The following is a 17,220-nucleotide window of genomic DNA, read 5'->3' on the forward strand; positions in this document are numbered from 1 at the left end:
CGCAAAGCCGCTGTCGCGGCGCGAGGAGATCGTGAACACGTTCTCAGCGCTTGCCGCAGGACGCGTCCAGCCCGACCATGCCCGAGAGCTTTTGCACACTTGAGCGGTTCTCCATGCATTGCCTGAAGCGCTCTTCATCGACCTGCTGCTGCGCGAGCCGGGACGCCTTGACGCGCTCGGCCTGGAGTTCCGCGACGCGCCTGCGGATTTCCGGCATGGCGGCGACGGCGGCCTTCTCGCCTTCGACGATGGCGTTGGAGCGCTGGCCGAAATCCGCGGGGCCGATGTCGAGAACCTGTGGGCGGATGGTCACGTCGGCACGCGCCAGTTCTGCCTGTCCGAGCTTCTGTCCCATGATGGCGATCGATTGGCCGAGCGCGCCCAGCATGTTCTCGGGCGCCTTGCCGCGCGCCTTGTTGGAGATGTCCACCGCGATCACGATGTCCGCGCCCAGCTGGCGTGCGGCATCCACCGGTACGGGGCTGGTGATGCCGCCATCGACATAGTGGAACTTGCCGATCGCCACGGGCTGGAATACGCCCGGCACGCTGCTCGATGCGCGCACGGCCTGGCCGGTATTGCCGATGGAGAAGACCGTGCGCTCGCCGTCTTCAAGGCGCGTTGCGACCGCCACGAACGGTTTGCCCAGCTTGTCGAGCGGCTTGTTGCGCACCTGTTCGTTCACATAGTCCTCGAGCTTGCGGCCTTGCACCAGGCCGCCGGAGGATAGCTGCAGGTCGCGGATCCTGGTTTCGTCCAGCGCAACCGCCTTCTCCTGCAGCTCGAACGCATTCATGCCGCTGGCATACAGGGCGCCCACCACGCTGCCCGCGCTGGTGCCGGACACGACGGCGGGCGTGAAGCCGTTGGCCTCCAGCATCTTGATTACGCCGATGTGCGCAAAGCCCTTGGCCGCGCCGCCGCCCAGCGCCAGCCCGATCTTGATGGGCGGGTTGAGGGTGCTGACGGTGTCGGCGGGAACTGCAGGGGCTGTTGATGGCCCTGCGGGCGGATTGCTGCCGCATGCCGCCAGGGTAAAAAGCATCGCGGCAGCGGCTGCAGGGCGAAACAGGTTGACTTTCCAACGCATACGGCAAAGAGAAAAGGGCGGGACGAAAGGATGGATCCGGCCATCGAAGGGCCCGCAGTATATCGGCAGGCCGGTAGTTGTCTTGCCTGTGCCGGTATTGGCGGTATTGGCGGCCGTGCACGGGCGCGTGCGGCGCGCCCGCCCCTTGTTCAACCGCGCAGGCGGGCCTGGGCTGCGCTCCTGATCGCGCTGAGCGTGCCGGTGGGCGTGATGGCCTCGGGGTCGATGAAGCAATGAAGAATGCCGGGCAGTCCGCTGTCCCGGGCGCGCTGGAGCGCCGCGGCGAAATCCCCCGTTTTCTCGACACGCTCGCCATGTCCGCCAAACGCCCTGGCGTAGGCGCTGAAGTCGGGGTTCCTGAGTTGCGTGCCGCTGACGCGGCCGGGATATTCGCGCTCCTGGTGCATGCGGATCGTGCCATACATGGCGTTGTCGAGGATGACCACGATGATCGGCAAACCGTATTGCACGGCGGTCGCGAACTCCTGTCCGTGCATGAGGAAGTCGCCGTCGCCAGCGAAGACCACGACCTCGCGCCCGGGCCACAGCCGTTTGGCGCCGACAGCGGCGGGCGGGCCGTAGCCCATGGAGCCGCTGGTGGGCGCGAGCTGGCTGGCAAACGTGGTGAAGGGCCAGAAGCGATGCACCCAGGTGGCGAAATTGCCCGCGCCATTGCAGAAGATGGTGTCGGCCGGCAGTACGGCGCGCAGGTGCGCCATGATCTCCCCCATCTGCAGATCACCGGGAATGCGGATCGCGCCGGGGTCGCTCCATGCCAGGTAGTCGGCATGCGCCTGCCGGGTCTGCTGCGCCCAGACGGGCTGCGACGCGGGCCGGCCCAATCCGGCCAGCGCCGCCGCCATGGCCCGGGGCGTGGCGTTGATGGCCTGCGCGGCGTGGTACAGGCGGCCCAGCTCGTTGGCGTCCGCATGCACATGCACCATGTCCTGACGTGGTGTCGGAATGCCGAACAGCTCGTAGCTCTGCGAGGCGATCTCCGAGAGCCGGCCGCCGAGCACGATGACCAGGTCGCTCGCGCGGATGCGCTCCAGCAGCCTGGGATTCACGCCCAGGCCCAGGTCGCCGCCATAACTCGGATGGTTGGCCGGAAAGAGCATCTGCCTGCGAAACGAGCAGTACACGGGCAGTTGCCACTGCCCGGCAAAGCTGGCCAGGTCGCTCACCGCTTCCTCGCTCCAGCGGCTGCCGCCAACGATGACGACCGGACGCTCGGCCTTGTCGAGCCGGGCTTTCAATTCGGCCATGGCATGCGCGCCGGGAGCGGTTTCGGTGACGGTGTAGGCACGCGCATCCGGCACGGCGGCCAGATCGGTGAGCATGTCCTCCGGCAGCGCGACCACCACCGGCCCCGGACGCCCCGAGGTGGCGACGTGGAACGCGCGGGAGACGAGCTCGGGAATGCGCGCGGCATCATCGATCTGCACGACCCATTTGGCCATGGTGCCGAAGACCGCCCCATAGTCGAGCTCCTGGAACGCCTCGCGGCCCGTCATCGAGCGGGCCACCTGGCCGACGAAGACGATGAGCGGCGTGGAGTCCTGGTGCGCGATATGGATGCCAGCGGAAGCGTTCGTCGCTCCCGGCCCGCGCGTGACAAAGCAGATGCCCGGCCTGCCGGTCAGCTTGCCCTGCGCCTCGGCCATCATGGCGGCTCCGCCTTCCTGCCTGCAGACGGTGACGGCCACCTGGGCGTCGTGCAGGGCGTCGAGCACGGCCAGATAGCTTTCGCCGGGCACGCAGAAAAGCTGCCTGACGCCGTGCACGACGAGTTGATCGACGAGTATCTGTCCACCCGATCGGGCGCTGGGTGACGGGGCCTGGTTGGTGCTGGTTGTCTCCATCGTTTTGTCTTTCATTGCCGGTGAGCGGGTTGCCGCGCCGCCTGCGCCCGCCTGCATGCGGCGAGCCCGGGCTAAGGGGCGCGGGGCGATTCGGTGTACATGATGCCCGAGGACGCCGCCGCCTGCTTGCAGGCCTCGACGGCGTCCTGGCGCCAGAATTCGGTGGCGGCATAAAACCCCTCCCAGACGCAGCCGTTGCAGCCGCGGCCGCAGCAGGTGTCGGGCTCGGGCGGAGTCTGCCGCAGAGTGGCTCCAAGCCGGTGCGCGTGCTGCTGCAGGCCGTGGAAAATCTGCCGCGCCTGCGCCAGATCGCCGGTGATCCGCAGTGTGGCGAGCTGCCGCAGGGACTGCTCGTGCCCCTGCTCCCGATCCTGCCCGGGCATGGCGGGGGGCGTCACTTGCGGCGGCGCCCGGACTTGCCCCGGGGGGTGTTCTGTTCGAGATAGCTGGCTGTTTCCGCGTCCAGCACGCGCCGCCTGTTGCGGCGAACCGCATACTGCACGAGGAAGGCGATTCCGAGCGCGAGCGCAAACCAGCCGACAATATGGGCCTGCACCATGATGTCCCGAACGTCCGGCGAACGGGCGACATAGGGCGCCAGGAGAATGATGGCGCCGATGAGCGCGCAGACGATGCCTTTGAAGAGCACGTCGTTATCGGCCTTGCGCGACGGGGATGTGGGTGCGGGCATGTGGGGTCGTGGCGGGCCGCTGCACGCGGCCGGCAGGAAAAGCAAAGCCCGATTATCCTTGCCTGCCCAGTTGATTTCTATTCGTGAAAGTACAGTTCCATGGCCATTCAGTGGTTTCCCGGTCATATGCACCTGACGCGCAAGGCGATCGAGGAGCGCATCAAGGACATCGATGTGGTCATCGAGTTGCTGGATGCGCGCCTGCCGGGCTCCAGCGCCAATCCGCTGCTCGCCGAGCTCACCGGCCACAAGCCCGCGCTCAAGGTCCTCAACAAGCAGGATCTGGCCGACCCCTCGCGCACGCCGCTCTGGCTCGACTGGTACAACGCCAGGCTGCAAACGCATGCCATCGCGCTCGACGCGTCCGACGCCGCGCCCGCGCGCAAGCTCATCGACGGCTGCCGCAGGCTCGCACCGAACCGGCAAGGCCTTTCGCGGCCCATGCGGGTGCTGATCTGCGGGATTCCCAACGTGGGCAAGTCCACGCTGATCAACACGCTGTCGGCCAAGCGCCAGGCCAAGACGGGCGACGAGGCGGGCGTGACCAAGCAGGAGCAGCGCATCGTGCTGGCCGACGATTTCTATCTGTGGGACACGCCCGGCATGCTGTGGCCGCGCATCATCGTCGACCAGAGCGGCGATCGCCTTGCGGCCACCGGCGCGGTCGGGCGCAACGCCTATGACGAGGAAGTCGTGGCGCTCGACCTGCTGGCGTATCTGAAGATGCACTATGCGGCGGAGCTCGATGCGCGCTACAGGCTGGGAATGCCGGCCCAGGAGATTGCCGCGATGCATGACGATCAGCTGCTCGAGCAGATCGCCCGCAAGCGCGGCGCGGTCATGTCCGGCGGCAGGCTCAACATGCAGAAGGCGGCGGAGATCGTGCTGACCGATCTGCGCAGCGGCGCCCTGGGCCGCATCTCGCTGGAGACTCCCGATGAGTTCGAGGACTGGCTGGCTCAGGCGGCCGTGAAGGAAGAAGAGCGCGCCGTCAAGAAAGCCGAATGGGACAAGCGCAAGCAGCGCAAGGACGCCAGCCGCGCGCGCCGGCGCGAGCAGGAGTGAGGGCAGGGGGCCGGGCCTTCGTGAGCCGCCCGCGGGGCGCGCCTTTGCCCTTTTCCTTTTGATTCACTAGTCGCCTGCGCTCTCGACGCCTTTGGAGAGAATGGTGATCTTTCCCTCGCGCACGTAGCGATCGTAGTCGTCGCGCGGGATGGCAGTGAGTCCCGCGGTTCTGGCGTCGTCCATCCAGCTGAGCGTGACGCTGTCGGATGCGAAGCTCAACTCCACCGGTCCTTCCGGAATGGTGAGCGGGACGCCATCCCCTTCGCGGTAGGTAACGAGGCCGTGGATGGTTGCGTAGGCTGTCGACATGGTGTGTCTCCTGGTGATTGAGCCAAGATCAGGCACCGGCTTATCCGGGCGCGAGGCCCGTGTGCGAACGCGGGCCTTGTCCTTGTACAGGTTTCATTGGAAACGCGTGAGGCGGTGCCGGCGTGTCAGACCATGCCGCAAAACACAAGCGTTACGTATTGAGAGCTAATGGAGGGCACATGGGCGCCGCAGGGCTGTGCTCCCTGGTGTGATCGGGGAACCGCCACGGCATGGACAGCACCCGCTCATGCCAGTCGCGCAGATCCGCATTGGCGCGGGGTTGGCCGCTGCTGCTGCCGCCGCCGATGTGGTCATTCGCGTGGTGGTCCGGTCCGAGCGTGAGCCCGCTGTGCAGCTCCATCCAGTCGCCGCTTGCCGGATGCGGGATCGAGAGTTTCCAGGCGTGCAGCCACAGGCGCCGCAGCCCCAGCCGTTCAGCCCACCAGCGATTGAGCGGCCCCTTGCCATGCGTCGCATCGCCCAGAATGGGGTGCGCCACATGCTTGAGATGGCGCCTGATCTGGTGGCGGCGGCCGGTCTGCGGCGCGGCGTGCACCAGCGCCGCGCGCGTGGTGCCGAAACGGGGATCGCTGGCGCCGGCGATCTCCAGGCGCGCCAGGCAACGCAATTGCGTGCGAGCTTCCTGCACCGGCGCGTCGGGCGGAGCGTCATCGGGGCGCAGCGCATGGTCCACATCGCATTGCCATGGCGCCCATCCGCGCACGAAGGCCAGGTAGTCCTTGCGTGCGTCATGCCGCTCAAACGATCGGGACAGCGCGCGCGCCGCCGCCGGGTGCAGTCCCATCACCAACACGCCGCAGGTGCCTTTGTCGAGCCTGTGCACCGGATAGACGTGCTGGCCGAGCTGGTTGCGCAGCGCCTGCATGACGAATCGTGTCTCGCCCGCGTCCAGCCCGGTCCTGTGCACCAGCCAGCCGGCGGGCTTGTAGACGGCCACCATGTGGTCGTCGCGCCAGAGCAGCTCGAGGGGAGGAAGGCGGGAGCAAGCCGGATCGTCGTGTGGCACGGTGGCGTGAAGGCAAGGGATGGAAAGCGGTGAGCATAGCCTGTGAATGAAAGACAATGGCGCCCATGAATGCAACAACTCCTGGAGCGGAGTCCGGCGCGCCGCGCTCCGGCCTTCCCCTGTCCCTGCCGGTAAAGCCCGGGCGGGACGATCCTTCTCCTCTCATCCTCTATCACGGGCGCTGCGCCGACGGCTTCGGCGCAGCGTGGGCCGCATGGGCGTTCTATCAGGGACGGGCGGAATGCGTGGGACTGACGCATGGACAGGTCAAGACGCTCGATGATCTTCCCGCGCTGGAAGGCCGCGCGGTCTACATCCTGGATTTCTCATTTGCCGCCGATATTCTTTCGCAGATCGACGAACGCGCCGCCCGGATGGTGCTGCTCGACCACCACGTGAGCGCTCAGCGCGAAGTGGGCAGCTACCGTTGCCGTTGCGGCGTGGTGCACTTCGACATGAACAAGTCCGGCGCGCGGCTGGCGTGGGAGTTCTTTCATGCAGGCGCGCCCGTGCCCGATCTGGTGCGCTATGTGGAGGATCGTGATCTGTGGCGCTGGCAGTATGCGCAGACGCGCGGCTTTGTATCGGCGCTCGACATGGAACCATTCGATCTTGCGCGCTGGCAGCAGATCGCCGATTTCTCGCCCGGGCAAACGGCGGCCTTCATCGCTCGCGGCGAGGCCATGGACGAGAAGTTCCGTCATCTCGCGGCCGACATTGCGCGGGACGCGAGGCCATTGAGCTTCAACGGCGAGCAGGGCCTGATGGTGAATGCGCCGGGCGCGTTCCACAGCCTCGTGGGCGATCTGCTGTCGCGTGAGAGCGGCACTTTCGCGCTGATGTGGCAGGTGGGCTCGGAAGGACAGGTCAAGGCGGGCCTGCGCTCGCAGCGCGGCTATGACTGCTCGGCGCTCGCGGTCAGCATGGGCGGCGGCGGGCATGCGCAGGCCTGTGGCTTTCGCATGTCCGCGGCGCGCCTGCCCGAACTGTTGAGCGGAGCCTTCAAGGCCTGATCGGCGCGCGGGACGCTTGTCGGGGGCGAGGCCTCACTGATCTTCGGGCCGCGCCGCTTCCTCGAACCTGTCCACGTCGCGCAGCGTCGGGAAAATGCGCGACCACAGTCCGACCACGGCCAGCGTGCAGACGCCGCCCAGCACCGCGGCGTGTACCGCGCCGAGCCCTGCGGCGCTGGTGCCCGCGCGGAATTCGCCCAGCTCGTTGGACGATCCGATGAAAAGCATGTTCACCGCATTCACCCGGCCACGCATGTGATCGGGGGTGGAGAACTGCACCAGCGCGCCGCGGATGTAGACGCTCACCATGTCGGCGGCGCCCGCGATCATCAGGGCGACGAATGAAACGGCAAATACCGTCGAGAGCGAGAAAACCAGATTGGCCAGGCCGAAGACCGCCACGGCGATGAACATCGTTCGGCCCACGCGATGGTTGAACGGGCGCATGCTCAGGTAGAAGCCGGCGCTGACTTCCCCCACGGCCATCGCGCTGCGCAGCGCGCCCAGGCCCTGGGGCCCGACATGCAGTACCTCGTGCGCGTAGATCGGAAGCAGCGCCACCACGCCGCCCAGGAGCACCGCGAAAAGGTCGAGCGAGATGGTGCCGAGAATGATGGGGCGGGTGCGGATGAAGCGTATGCCCGCGCCGAAACGCTCCAGCATGGTGCCGCTCGCCGGGCTGGGCGCGCCGGCATGTGTGACCGGCACTTGCCAGACCAGCAATGCCGCGCCCGCGAGCAGGCATGCGCAGCACACGGCGTAGGTCAGCTCGCCGCCACCGATGGCGTAAAGCACGCCGCCAAGAAATGGACCGCCGATGGATGCGGCGCGCATGATCATGCTGTTGGCGGCAATGGCCGGGGCGAGCTGCTCTCGCGGCACGATCTGCGGCAGCAGACTTTGCAGCGCCGGGCCGGAGAAGGCGCGGGTGCAGCCAAAGAGCACCAGCACCGCATAGATGCCGGCCACGCCGGAAGCGCCATGGCCCGAAAGCCACCACAGCAGCGCGCTGCAGACGCCTCCCACGCCCCAGGCGACGGCCAGGATCGGCTTGCGTGCCAGCCGGTCGATCAGGTCGCCGGCGGGCAGCAGCAATACCAGCATGGGCAGGAACTGCGCCAGCCCCACGTAGGCGAGAGCCATGGGCGAGCGCGTGAGGTCATAGACCTGCCAGGCCACGACGACGGCCTGCACCTGGGTTGCGAACACCGCCAGGAGGCGCGATGCCATGAACGAGATGAATCCCTTGTGCCGGTAAACGCTGGGCTTGTCCTGCGGGCTGGAGGCGATGGTTTGTGATGCGGATTCTGGCACGTTGACTCGGGACGCTGTCTGTCTGTTTGTATGTTGTTCTGGGCCCGCCGAAATAGGCGGCGCCTCTTGCTTCATGAATGGCGCGCGCCTCTTCGCGGGAGGGGTGAATGCTACATCGCGCCGGCCGGCTGCGCTTGGCGCATGCGTTGCGGCGCAGATGCGGGCATGGTCATTGCGCAGCAGCCGAGTCTGCGCGGGGCTGTCCGCTGGAGCCATGGGCGCCGTATCTCTTGCGGTAGTTCCACGGCGCCATGGGCCGTTTCTGGGACCACAGACCGGCGCGCTCGTGCCGCGCGCCGGCTTCGAGCGGCACGAGCGCCGCCTTTCTCGCGGTGTCGCGCGTGTACAGCCACGCCATCCCTGACTGGAGTTGCGCGGCGGCGGCATCCTGCTCGCCGCACTGGAGCCGGGCCACCATGCGGCCATAGATGTCGTGCGCCTGGGGCGTGACGAGCGCTTCGCGGTGAAGGCAGAGCTGCGCGAGCTGGGTTCGGGATGCCATGCCGAAGGCTTGATGCAGCTCCGGCGCATCGATGTCCGCGATGCGGATCGGGGTTTGCCAGGCAGAGCCCTGTTCGCTGCGGCAGCGTGCCGTCACGCTGTCGCCATCGCTGACGTAGAGAATCAGGCAGACGAGCGCTGCCGTGGTTGCTGCGGGCATGGAGTGTGTGACCGAAGGAGGAAGATTGAATTTGAATGAGGCCGGAATGTGCCGCCAGTCTAGGCGCATGCGTGGGCAATGGAATGCGGCGCGGCAGGAAATGTGCAACTGGCGGACAATTTCACCTGCCACGCGGCGTGATGGATGTCTCCATCGGCACGCCGCCCATCGCTTCTTCGCATTCTCCGCCCGTCCCCTATCCCGTTGCTGGTGCCATCGTGTTCAAAGGTCTGATCGCGTCCGTTTCTGCGTCGTTCCTGTTTGGCGTTCTGTACTACATCGCACCCGCGCTGGCGCCGCTCGACGGAGAGCAGATTTTCGGCTGGCGGGTGCTGAGCACCTTGCCGTTCACGACGCTGCTGCTGCTCTGGCGCAAGGATGCCATCAAGGTGCTGTTGCTGCTCAAGCGGGTCGCGCGGCATCCGCCGTTTGCCCTGGCGCTGCTTTTGAGCGCCGCGCTGTTGGGTTCGCAACTGTGGCTGTTCCTTTGGGCGCCGTTGCATGGACGGGCGCTTGCCGTGTCGCTGGGCTATTTCCTGCTGCCGTTGATCATGGTGCTCGCCGGACGCGTCCTGTTTGCCGAGCGGCTCACGCGCGGGCAGATGCTGGCCGCCGCGCTGGCCGTGCTCGGCGTGCTGCATGAACTGGTGACGGTGGGCGGGCTTTCATGGGAGACGTGGTTCGTCTCGATCGGCTACACCGTCTACTTTGCCTTGCGCCGCCGCATCGGCACGGCGCACATCGGCGGGCATTGGCTGGACATGGCGGTGCTGTCGCCCGTGGCGCTGTGGTTCGTCATGCGCGGGCCGTCCTCGCTTGCGCTGGCGGGGGAGCACGCGCACCTGTGGGTGCTGATTCCCGTGCTGGGAATTCTCAGCGCGGTGGCGCTCGCGCTGTACATGATGGCCAGCCGCCTGTTGCCGCTGGGGCTTTTCGGGTTGCTGAGTTATGTCGAGCCGGTGCTGCTGGCGCTGGTGGCGCTGTTGCTGGGAGAGAGCATCAGGCCGCAGCAATGGTGGACCTATGGGCCGATCTTCGTCGCGGTGGGCATTCTGGTGGCCGACGCCATCTTGCGGCAGCGCGGTGCGGCGAGGCCGTCAGCGGCGTGATGATCCTGGCGAAATGGAAAAAGGCCGGGAGTCTCCCGGCCTTCTTGCGCTTTGCGTGCCTTTCCCTTGAGGCGGGTCAGCGCACGCGCTCGGACTCGACGATCATGTCCAGCACATAGACGTGGGACGGTGCGTCAGCGGGCTGCGCGCCATCCTTGGCCAGCGAATAGCGATCCACGCGCAGCACGTTGCGAATGCCCGGCTCGAAGTTGTAGCCCTCGATCGAGCCCTGCAGGATGCGCCATTCGCCCGCCGCCCGCTTGATGCCCTTGGCGTCGAAAGTGATGTCGCGCACACGCAGGCACTTGGCTTTGCGCATCAGCGGGTTGTTGCAATCCACTTTCTCCGGCGCCACTTCCAGGAACATGCGCCTGCCCTCGGAGCCGAACCGGGTCTGCGGTGTGGGAGAACCCGTCAGCTCCCAGCGCACGCCGTCGGAGAACGTCAGCAGCATGCGGGAGGGCATGTCGTTGCCGGCGGGGAACACCTCGTAGCTCTGGGCCAGCGGCAGTTGCAGCAGCACCTTGCGCTCCTGCAACATCTTGCCTTCCTCGATGCATGCGCGCATGGTGGAGACGGGGCGGGCGATCTCGATCCTGTCGAGATTGGTCGAATAGCTGGCGTTGACCAGGTTGCAAAGATTGCGCACGCCGACCAGCCCGTTCTCGAAGCGCATGAGGGGCGCGTCCTTGCCGGGGATCAGCCAACCGTCGAGCGGCTGGCCGTCCGGCCCCGTCACCTGCGTGAGCGACCACAGATACTGCGGCAGCATCTGGGCGGCATTGGCCTGGGGCGCCGCGGACTGCGGATTGGCCGCGGGAATGGGGGCGGGCTTGGCTGGAGTGGTCACGGGTGCGGGCTGTTGTGAATGGGTGGCGTCGGCGGCGCAGGCCGTCAGCACAGCGGCCGCGGCTGCAATGGACGCCAGTTGAACGAGGCGTGCGTACAGATGAGCGGTTGGTTTCATGGATGGTCCCTATTCAAAGACAATGGCAAGCACCTTAACGGCAAATGGGCGGATTTCCTGTCAGAGAGCGCATCTTTTTCAGGGGTGGCGCGCTCACGGCGCTCCGCTTTTTTGTCAAATGGCGTCAACTTCACGCGCCGATGAACAGCGCCGGATCGACCATGGTGCGGTTGAGCATCACGCCCCAATGCAGGTGAGGCCCGGTCACGCGCCCGGTGGCCCCCACCTGGCAGAAGCGCTCGCCGGTCCTGAGCTCGTCACCCACCTTGCAGTCGGTCTTGCTCAGGTGGCAATACATGGTGAGCAGGCCGCCGCCATGGTCGAGCCAGACGGTGCCGCCGTTGAAGAAATAGTCTCCCACGTCGATCACGCGGCCGGGCAGCGGCGCGGCGACCGGCGTGCCGGCAGGCGCGGCGATATCCATGCCGCTGTGCGGATTGCGCGGCTGGCCATTGAAGATGCGCCGCAGGCCAAACGAGCTGGAGCGGCGGCCCGGCACGGGCGCGTGCATGTGCAGATCCCCGGGGGCCGGCGCGTGTGGGCTGAACGTCGCCATCACCTTCTGTTGATGGGCACGCTCGCGCTCGTAGCGGGCGTTGTCCTCGGGCGAGAGATCGACGGTCTTGGGCGGCACCTTCAGGCGCTGCTCGGTGTATTTCTTGTTTCTCACCCGGTACTCGAGCGCGCGGGTTCCCTTGTCGGTCCGCACGCTGACCTGGTGTTCTCCAGGCTGCGCGGAAAGCGGGATGCCCACCACGGCGGTCCATTCGATCATGTCGCCCAGCACCAGCACTTCGGAGTCTCCGGTCATCACCGTCGGGCGCTGCGGCGCGGGGCCCAGGGACAGCCGCGCGATGCCGCCGGGCACGCGGCTGTCGCCCGGCCACTGCCCGGCGGCATCCGGCGAAACGATGGCTTGCGCAGCGGATCGGCCACGCTGGGTTGCCGCCAGTGCGGAGGGTAGCGCGCACGCCGTCAACGCGCTGGCGGACAGCACATGGAGCAGGTGGCGGCGCGAGGCGGATGGAGAAGATGAGTCGCGGGTCATGGCAATACGGTAGTCAGGCTGGTATGGACCGGGCGGGAGGCCAAACGTTCCCGCGCGGCGTCAGCGGCCGTTGCGCATGCATGGCGCGGGGCATTCACCCGGAGTATGACGCTATGACGCGCCCACGCACTGTCCGGTGTTGCGGCCGCGTCCAAACGTGGGCCCGACCTTGAAAACCGCAAGCGGAGTATTTGTTCTTCACCAAAAGAAACAGGCACGCCCGCATGTACGGGCGTAACTGCGGGCCCATGGCGCGGACGCCTATTTGCCCCAGCTGTCCTTCAGGCCTGTGATACGGTTGAAGACAGGCTTGCCTTCGGTGTGGTCACGGCGGTCGGCGACGAAGTAGCCGAAGCGTTCGAACTGGAACTTGTCGTCCGCCCTGGCCGAGCGCAGCGAGGGCTCGACATAGGCGGTGACCACCTTCAGGCTGTCCGGATTCATCAACGCCAGGTAGTCCTTGCCGCCGGCATCCGGCTGCGGGTCGGTGAAAAGGCGGTCGTACAGGCGCACTTCGGCCTGCATCCCGTCCTGCACGCCCACCCAGGTGATCGCCGCCTTGACCTTGACGCTGTCGGCGCCCGGCGTGCCGCTCTTGGTGTCGGGCACGACGGTGGCCAGCACCTTGGTGATGTGGCCGGCGGCGTCCTTCTCGCAGCCGGTGCACTCGATCACGTAGCCGCCCTTGAGGCGTACCTTGTTGCCGGGGAACAGGCGTTTGTAGCCCTTGGGCGGCACTTCCGCGAAATCCTCGCGCTCGATCCAGACTTCGCGGCCCAGCGTGAAATGACGCTCGGGCACCGCCTCGCCTTCGGCGGCGTGGGGCAGGGCGGGCAGGCTGCAGGGCTCGAGGTGATCCGCCGAGCCGAAGACGTCCGCCCAGTTGGTGAGCTCCAGCTTGAGTGGCTCGAGCACCACCATGGCGCGATGCGCCTTGTTCTCCAGGTCTTCGCGCAGGCAGCCCTCGAGCGTGGAGTAGTCGATCCAGGCATAGTCCTTGGTCACGCCGATGCGTTCGCAGAAATTGCGGATCGACTCGGGTGTGTAGCCGCGGCGGCGCAGGCCGACGACGGTGGGCATGCGCGGGTCGTCCCAGCCGTTGAGCAGGCCGCTGTCCACCAGGTGCTTGAGCTTGCGCTTGCTGGTGATCACGTAGGTCAGGTGCAGGCGCGAGAACTCGTACTGGCGCGGCTGGGGCGCGGCGATCAGGCCGCCTTCGCGCAGATGGTCGAGCAGCCAGTCGTAGAACGGGCGCTGGTCCTCGAACTCCAGGGTGCAGATCGAATGGGTGATGTGTTCCAGCGCGTCCTCGATCGGGTGCGCGAAGGTGTACATGGGGTAGATGCACCACTTGTTGCCGGTGTTGTGATGCTCGGCATGGCGCACGCGGTAAATCGCCGGATCGCGCAGATTGATGTTGGGCGAGGCCATGTCGATCCGGGCGCGCAGCACTGCCGCGCCGTCGGGCAGCTTGCCCTCGCGCATGTCGCGGAAGCGGGCGAGGTTCTCGGCCACGCTGCGGTCGCGGAACGGGCTGTTCACGCCGGGGCGGCCAAAGTCGCCGCGGTTGGCCTTCATCTCGTCGGCGGACTGCTCATCGACATAGGCCAGGCCCTGCTCGATCAGGTACTCGGCGCAGCGGTACATCAGGTCGAAGTAGTCGCTGGCGAAGTAGAGGTTCTCGTGGCCGTCCGGGTCCTTCCAGTCGAAGCCCAGCCACTTCACCGCGTCGATGATGCTGTCGACGTACTCCTGGTCTTCCTTCTCGGGGTTGGTGTCGTCGAAGCGCAGGTGGCACACGCCGCCGTAGTCCCGGGCCAGGCCGAAGTTCAGGCAGATGGACTTGGCGTGGCCCACGTGCAGGTAGCCATTGGGCTCGGGCGGGAAGCGCGTGCGGATCCTGGCCGGGTCGATGATTCCTTGCTGGTGGTGTGCCGCATCGCCGGGCGTTCCGCCCCAGTGGCGCTGGGCATACGTGCCCTTGTCCAGGTCGGATTCGATGATGTTGCGCAGGAAATTGGCCGGCTTGGCTGCTTCGGCTGCGTTGCTGTCTTTGTTGGAGTGAGGGGTGCTCATATTGCTGATTTTAAGTCTTGGAGGCATCCCGTGACTGCCCCTGCGAAACCTTTGATATTGCCATCAATAGGGGGTTCGCGGCCACCGGGCTTCCTGCTCTGAGACAATGGAGGGTTATGAGTGCCCCCACCACAACCCAAGAAACCGGCGCGGCGGACGCCCAGGCAGCGCAGTTGCCCGTCGGCCGCAGCGATCTGCCGCCCGGCTGGCTCGAAGTCACCTCCATGGACATGGACGCGCAAGGCGTCGCCCGCAGACCCGACGGCAAGGTCGTGTTCATCGATGGCGCGCTGCCCGGCGAACTGGTCACCGCCAACGTGCATCGCAAGAAGAACAACTGGGAGGCGGCCAGCCTCCTGCAGATCCATCGCGAGTCCTCGCAGCGCGTGCGTCCCGGCTGTCCTCATTTCGGCCTGCATGCGGGCGCCTGCGGCGGCTGCAAGATGCAGCATCTGCACGTGGCCGCGCAGGTGGCCATCAAGCAGCGGGTGCTGGAGGACAACCTCTGGCATCTCGGCAAGGTCAAGGCCGAAACCATCTACCGCCCCATCGAGGGCCCGGCATGGGGCTACCGCTTCCGCGCGCGCCTGTCCGTGCGCTACGTGCCCAAGAAGGACAAGGTGCTGGTCGGATTCCATGAGCGCAAGAGCCGGTATATCGCCGACATGGAAACCTGCAAGATTCTGCCGCCGCACGTCGATGCCATGCTGATGCCCCTGCGCGCGCTGATCGGCTCGATGGACGCGCGCGATACCTGCCCGCAGATCGAGCTGGCCTGCGGCGACGAGGTCACCGCGCTGGTGTTGCGCCATCTGGAGCCGCTGTCGGATGCGGACAAGGACAGGCTGCGCGATTTCGCCGGGCGCTACGCGGTTCAGTGGTGGCTGCAGCCCAAGGGGCCGGACACGGCGCACCTGCTCGACGAGGGCGGCAGGCAACTGGCTTATGCGCTGCCCGATTTCGGCATCGACATGCCATTCAAGCCGACGGATTTCACGCAGGTGAACCCGCATATCAACCGCGTGCTGGTCACCCGCGCATTGCGCCTGCTGGATGCCCGGAGGACCGAGCGTGTGATCGACTGGTTCTGCGGCCTCGGCAATTTCACGCTGCCCATTGCCACGCAGGCCGGGCAGGTGCTGGGCATCGAGGGCAGCGAGGCGCTGGTCGCGCGTTCACGCGAGAACCTGGCGAAGAACCAGAGCGCACGCGCGGAGGGCCCGGAACTGGCGCCCACCAGCTTCGTCGCCCGCAATCTGTTCGAGATGACGCCCGAAATGCTGTTCGCCGACGGCCGTGCCGACAAGTGGCTGGTCGATCCTCCGCGCGAAGGAGCGTTCGCGCTGGCCAAGGCGCTGGCCGATATCCACCAGGCGCGGATCGGAGCCGAAGATGCGCCGGTCCTGCCTGACGGCGGCGCGGACTGGACGCCGCCCAGGCGCATCGTGTACGTGAGCTGCAACCCGGCGACGCTTGCGCGCGACGCGGGGCTGCTGGTGCATCAGGCGGGCTACCGCTGCGTGGCGGCGGGCGTGGTCAACATGTTCCCGCACACCGCGCACGTGGAGAGCATGGCGGTGTTCGAGCTGGCCTGATCGGCGGCTCGGCTGGCCAGGCACAAAAAGAAAACGGCCTCCGTGGAGGCCGTTTCCCATGCGCTTGCGCGGCGCGCTGCGATCAGTCGCGTTCGCCGCCGAAGATGCCCAGCAGCGCCAGCAGGCTCTGGAATACGTTGAAGAGATCCAGGTACAGCGCCAGGGTTGCGCTGATGTAGTTGGTTTCGCCGCCATCGATGATCTGCTTGAGGTCATACAGCATGTAGGCGCTGAAAATGCCGATGGCGGCCACGGAGATCGCCATCATGCCGGCGGTCGATCCGACGAACACGTTGATGATCGAGCCGATGAGCAGCACCAGCACGCCGACGAACAGGAATTTACCCATTCCCGACAGGTCGCGCTTGATGACCGTCGCCAGCGAGGCCATCACGAAGAAGACGCCCGCGGTGCCGGCAAACGCCGTCATGATCAGCTCGGAGCCATTCTTGAAGCCGAGCACCATGCCGATCAGGCGCGAGAGCATCAGGCCCATGAAGAATGTGAAGCCCAGCAGCACGGGAACGCCCGCGGCCGAGTTCTTGGTCTTTTCGATGGCGAACATGAAGCCGAACGCGCCCGCGAGGAACACGATCATGCCGATGCCGCCACGCAGCGACTGGGTGATGCCGGTGGCAACGCCGATCCAGGCACCCAGAACCGTGGGCACCAGGCTCAGAGCAAGCAGCCAATAGGTGTTGCGCAACACCTTGTTGCGCTGCTCTTGCGACAGCACCTGAGTAGTGGATCCCCAGTTGGTGACTTCTGGATTCATCTGTGATTTCTCCTGTGAACCCGCACGATGCAGGCAAGTGAATTCTAGGTGGGGCTTCGTGCGGGCAATTGCAATACCCACGTGCGATCCCGTACTTTTTGGGTTGGAATCTTTTACCCCGGGGCCGGTATCCTGAATCCATTGAGCCCTGTATGCTCGCGTGCGTCAACCACCCTCTTTGAACCATATTCCCGACATGAAGACAACTTCCGTTCTCGAACTCACCGACATCAAGAAGATCGCCGCCGCCGCTGAAGCCGAAGCACTCAAGAACCAGTGGAACGTGGCGATCGCCATCGTGGACAACGGCGGCCATCTGCTGTGGCTTGAGCGCCTGGACGGAACGGCGCCCGTGTCTTCGCACATCTGCCAGGCCAAGGCCCGCACCGCGGCGCTGGGCTGCCGCGAAAGCCGACTGTATGAAGAAATGATCAACGGCGGCCGCACTTCTTTCCTGAGCGTCCCGGAAATCGACGGCCTGCTCGAAGGCGGCGTGCCGATCATGAAGGACGGCCAGTGCCTCGGCGCGGTCGGCGTGAGCGGCGTGAAGTCCACGGAAGACGCGCAGATCGCCAAGGCTGGCATCGCGGCGCTGGGCCTGTAATCCACGCCAGGCCC

The 17,220-nt window shown here is 66.3% G+C and carries 17 protein-coding genes; 5 read left to right on the forward strand and 12 right to left on the reverse strand.

What is annotated here, in order from left to right:
* Window positions 1-43 precede the first annotated feature (43 nt).
* The 4 genes from ABWP92_RS10920 to ABWP92_RS10935 all read right to left on the reverse strand — a co-directional run bounded on the left by ABWP92_RS10920 (window position 44) and on the right by ABWP92_RS10935 (window position 3,643).
* Complete coding sequence (locus ABWP92_RS10920; RefSeq protein ID WP_353235405.1) at window positions 44-1,090, reverse strand: patatin-like phospholipase family protein; 1,047 nt, start codon at window positions 1,088-1,090, stop codon at window positions 44-46.
* Between the two features lie 149 nt (window positions 1,091-1,239).
* The gene (locus ABWP92_RS10925; protein WP_353235406.1) at window positions 1,240-2,952 is read right to left on the reverse strand and encodes a thiamine pyrophosphate-binding protein; all 1,713 of its coding nucleotides are present in this window, start codon (window positions 2,950-2,952) and stop codon (window positions 1,240-1,242) included.
* Window positions 2,953-3,023: 71 nt separating this feature from the next.
* Entirely contained in the window at window positions 3,024-3,335 is a 312-nt protein-coding gene (locus ABWP92_RS10930; RefSeq protein ID WP_502907507.1) for an oxidoreductase-like domain-containing protein, read from the reverse strand.
* A gap of 11 nt (window positions 3,336-3,346) precedes the next feature.
* Entirely contained in the window at window positions 3,347-3,643 is a 297-nt protein-coding gene (locus ABWP92_RS10935) for a hypothetical protein (RefSeq protein ID WP_502907508.1), read from the reverse strand.
* A 99-nt stretch (window positions 3,644-3,742) separates the two neighbouring features.
* Between ABWP92_RS10935 and ylqF the strand changes: the two genes are divergently transcribed.
* Window positions 3,743-4,708 (forward strand): ribosome biogenesis GTPase YlqF, encoded by a 966-nt coding sequence (ylqF, locus tag ABWP92_RS10940; RefSeq protein ID WP_353235407.1) that lies wholly within the window; start codon window positions 3,743-3,745, stop codon window positions 4,706-4,708.
* Window positions 4,709-4,774: 66 nt separating this feature from the next.
* Here ylqF and ABWP92_RS10945 read toward each other — a convergent pair whose 3' ends face one another.
* Together ABWP92_RS10945 and ABWP92_RS10950 are read right to left on the reverse strand one after the other, a co-directional pair.
* Window positions 4,775-5,017: a hypothetical protein gene (locus ABWP92_RS10945; RefSeq protein ID WP_353235408.1), complete on the reverse strand. Its 243-nt coding sequence runs from the start codon at window positions 5,015-5,017 to the stop codon at window positions 4,775-4,777.
* 151 nt (window positions 5,018-5,168) lie between these two features.
* A complete protein-coding gene (locus tag ABWP92_RS10950; RefSeq protein ID WP_353235418.1) occupies window positions 5,169-5,978 on the reverse strand; it encodes a pseudouridine synthase in 810 nt (269 codons plus the stop codon).
* A gap of 131 nt (window positions 5,979-6,109) precedes the next feature.
* On the opposite strand from ABWP92_RS10950, the gene ABWP92_RS10955 reads away from it, so the two are divergent.
* Window positions 6,110-7,057, forward strand: coding sequence for a DHH family phosphoesterase (locus ABWP92_RS10955; RefSeq protein ID WP_353235409.1), 948 nt, complete (start codon window positions 6,110-6,112; stop codon window positions 7,055-7,057).
* A gap of 33 nt (window positions 7,058-7,090) precedes the next feature.
* Here ABWP92_RS10955 and ABWP92_RS10960 read toward each other — a convergent pair whose 3' ends face one another.
* Together ABWP92_RS10960 and ABWP92_RS10965 are read right to left on the reverse strand one after the other, a co-directional pair.
* Window positions 7,091-8,287 carry an MFS transporter gene (locus ABWP92_RS10960; RefSeq protein WP_502907510.1) on the reverse strand — a complete coding sequence of 399 codons (1,197 nt, stop codon included), beginning with the start codon at window positions 8,285-8,287 and terminating at the stop codon, window positions 7,091-7,093.
* A gap of 253 nt (window positions 8,288-8,540) precedes the next feature.
* Window positions 8,541-9,032 (reverse strand): thermonuclease family protein, encoded by a 492-nt coding sequence (locus tag ABWP92_RS10965; protein WP_353235410.1) that lies wholly within the window; start codon window positions 9,030-9,032, stop codon window positions 8,541-8,543.
* A gap of 218 nt (window positions 9,033-9,250) precedes the next feature.
* Here ABWP92_RS10965 and rarD point away from each other — a divergent pair, with 218 nt between their 5' ends.
* Entirely contained in the window at window positions 9,251-10,141 is an 891-nt protein-coding gene (gene rarD, locus ABWP92_RS10970) for an EamA family transporter RarD (protein ID WP_353235420.1), read from the forward strand.
* 76 nt (window positions 10,142-10,217) lie between these two features.
* On the opposite strand, the gene ABWP92_RS10975 is transcribed toward rarD, so the two are convergent.
* From ABWP92_RS10975 to ABWP92_RS10985, 3 genes are all read right to left on the reverse strand, one after another.
* A complete protein-coding gene (locus tag ABWP92_RS10975) occupies window positions 10,218-11,108 on the reverse strand; it encodes a DUF4377 domain-containing protein (protein WP_353235411.1) in 891 nt (296 codons plus the stop codon).
* A gap of 130 nt (window positions 11,109-11,238) precedes the next feature.
* Window positions 11,239-12,156: a peptidoglycan DD-metalloendopeptidase family protein gene (locus tag ABWP92_RS10980; RefSeq protein ID WP_353235412.1), complete on the reverse strand. Its 918-nt coding sequence runs from the start codon at window positions 12,154-12,156 to the stop codon at window positions 11,239-11,241.
* 261 nt (window positions 12,157-12,417) lie between these two features.
* Window positions 12,418-14,232: a glutamine--tRNA ligase/YqeY domain fusion protein gene (locus ABWP92_RS10985; RefSeq protein WP_353235413.1), complete on the reverse strand. Its 1,815-nt coding sequence runs from the start codon at window positions 14,230-14,232 to the stop codon at window positions 12,418-12,420.
* A gap of 116 nt (window positions 14,233-14,348) precedes the next feature.
* Between ABWP92_RS10985 and rlmD the strand changes: the two genes are divergently transcribed.
* Window positions 14,349-15,827 (forward strand): 23S rRNA (uracil(1939)-C(5))-methyltransferase RlmD, encoded by a 1,479-nt coding sequence (gene rlmD, locus ABWP92_RS10990; RefSeq protein WP_353235414.1) that lies wholly within the window; start codon window positions 14,349-14,351, stop codon window positions 15,825-15,827.
* Window positions 15,828-15,909: 82 nt separating this feature from the next.
* On the opposite strand, the gene ABWP92_RS10995 is transcribed toward rlmD, so the two are convergent.
* Entirely contained in the window at window positions 15,910-16,602 is a 693-nt protein-coding gene (locus ABWP92_RS10995; RefSeq protein WP_353235415.1) for a Bax inhibitor-1/YccA family protein, read from the reverse strand.
* Between the two features lie 196 nt (window positions 16,603-16,798).
* Between ABWP92_RS10995 and ABWP92_RS11000 the strand changes: the two genes are divergently transcribed.
* Complete coding sequence (locus ABWP92_RS11000; RefSeq protein ID WP_353235416.1) at window positions 16,799-17,206, forward strand: GlcG/HbpS family heme-binding protein; 408 nt, start codon at window positions 16,799-16,801, stop codon at window positions 17,204-17,206.
* Window positions 17,207-17,220 lie beyond the last annotated feature (14 nt).

This window comes from Diaphorobacter ruginosibacter (assembly GCF_040396215.1).
Classification (GTDB): Bacteria; Pseudomonadota; Gammaproteobacteria; order Burkholderiales; family Burkholderiaceae_C; genus Diaphorobacter_A; species Diaphorobacter_A ruginosibacter_A.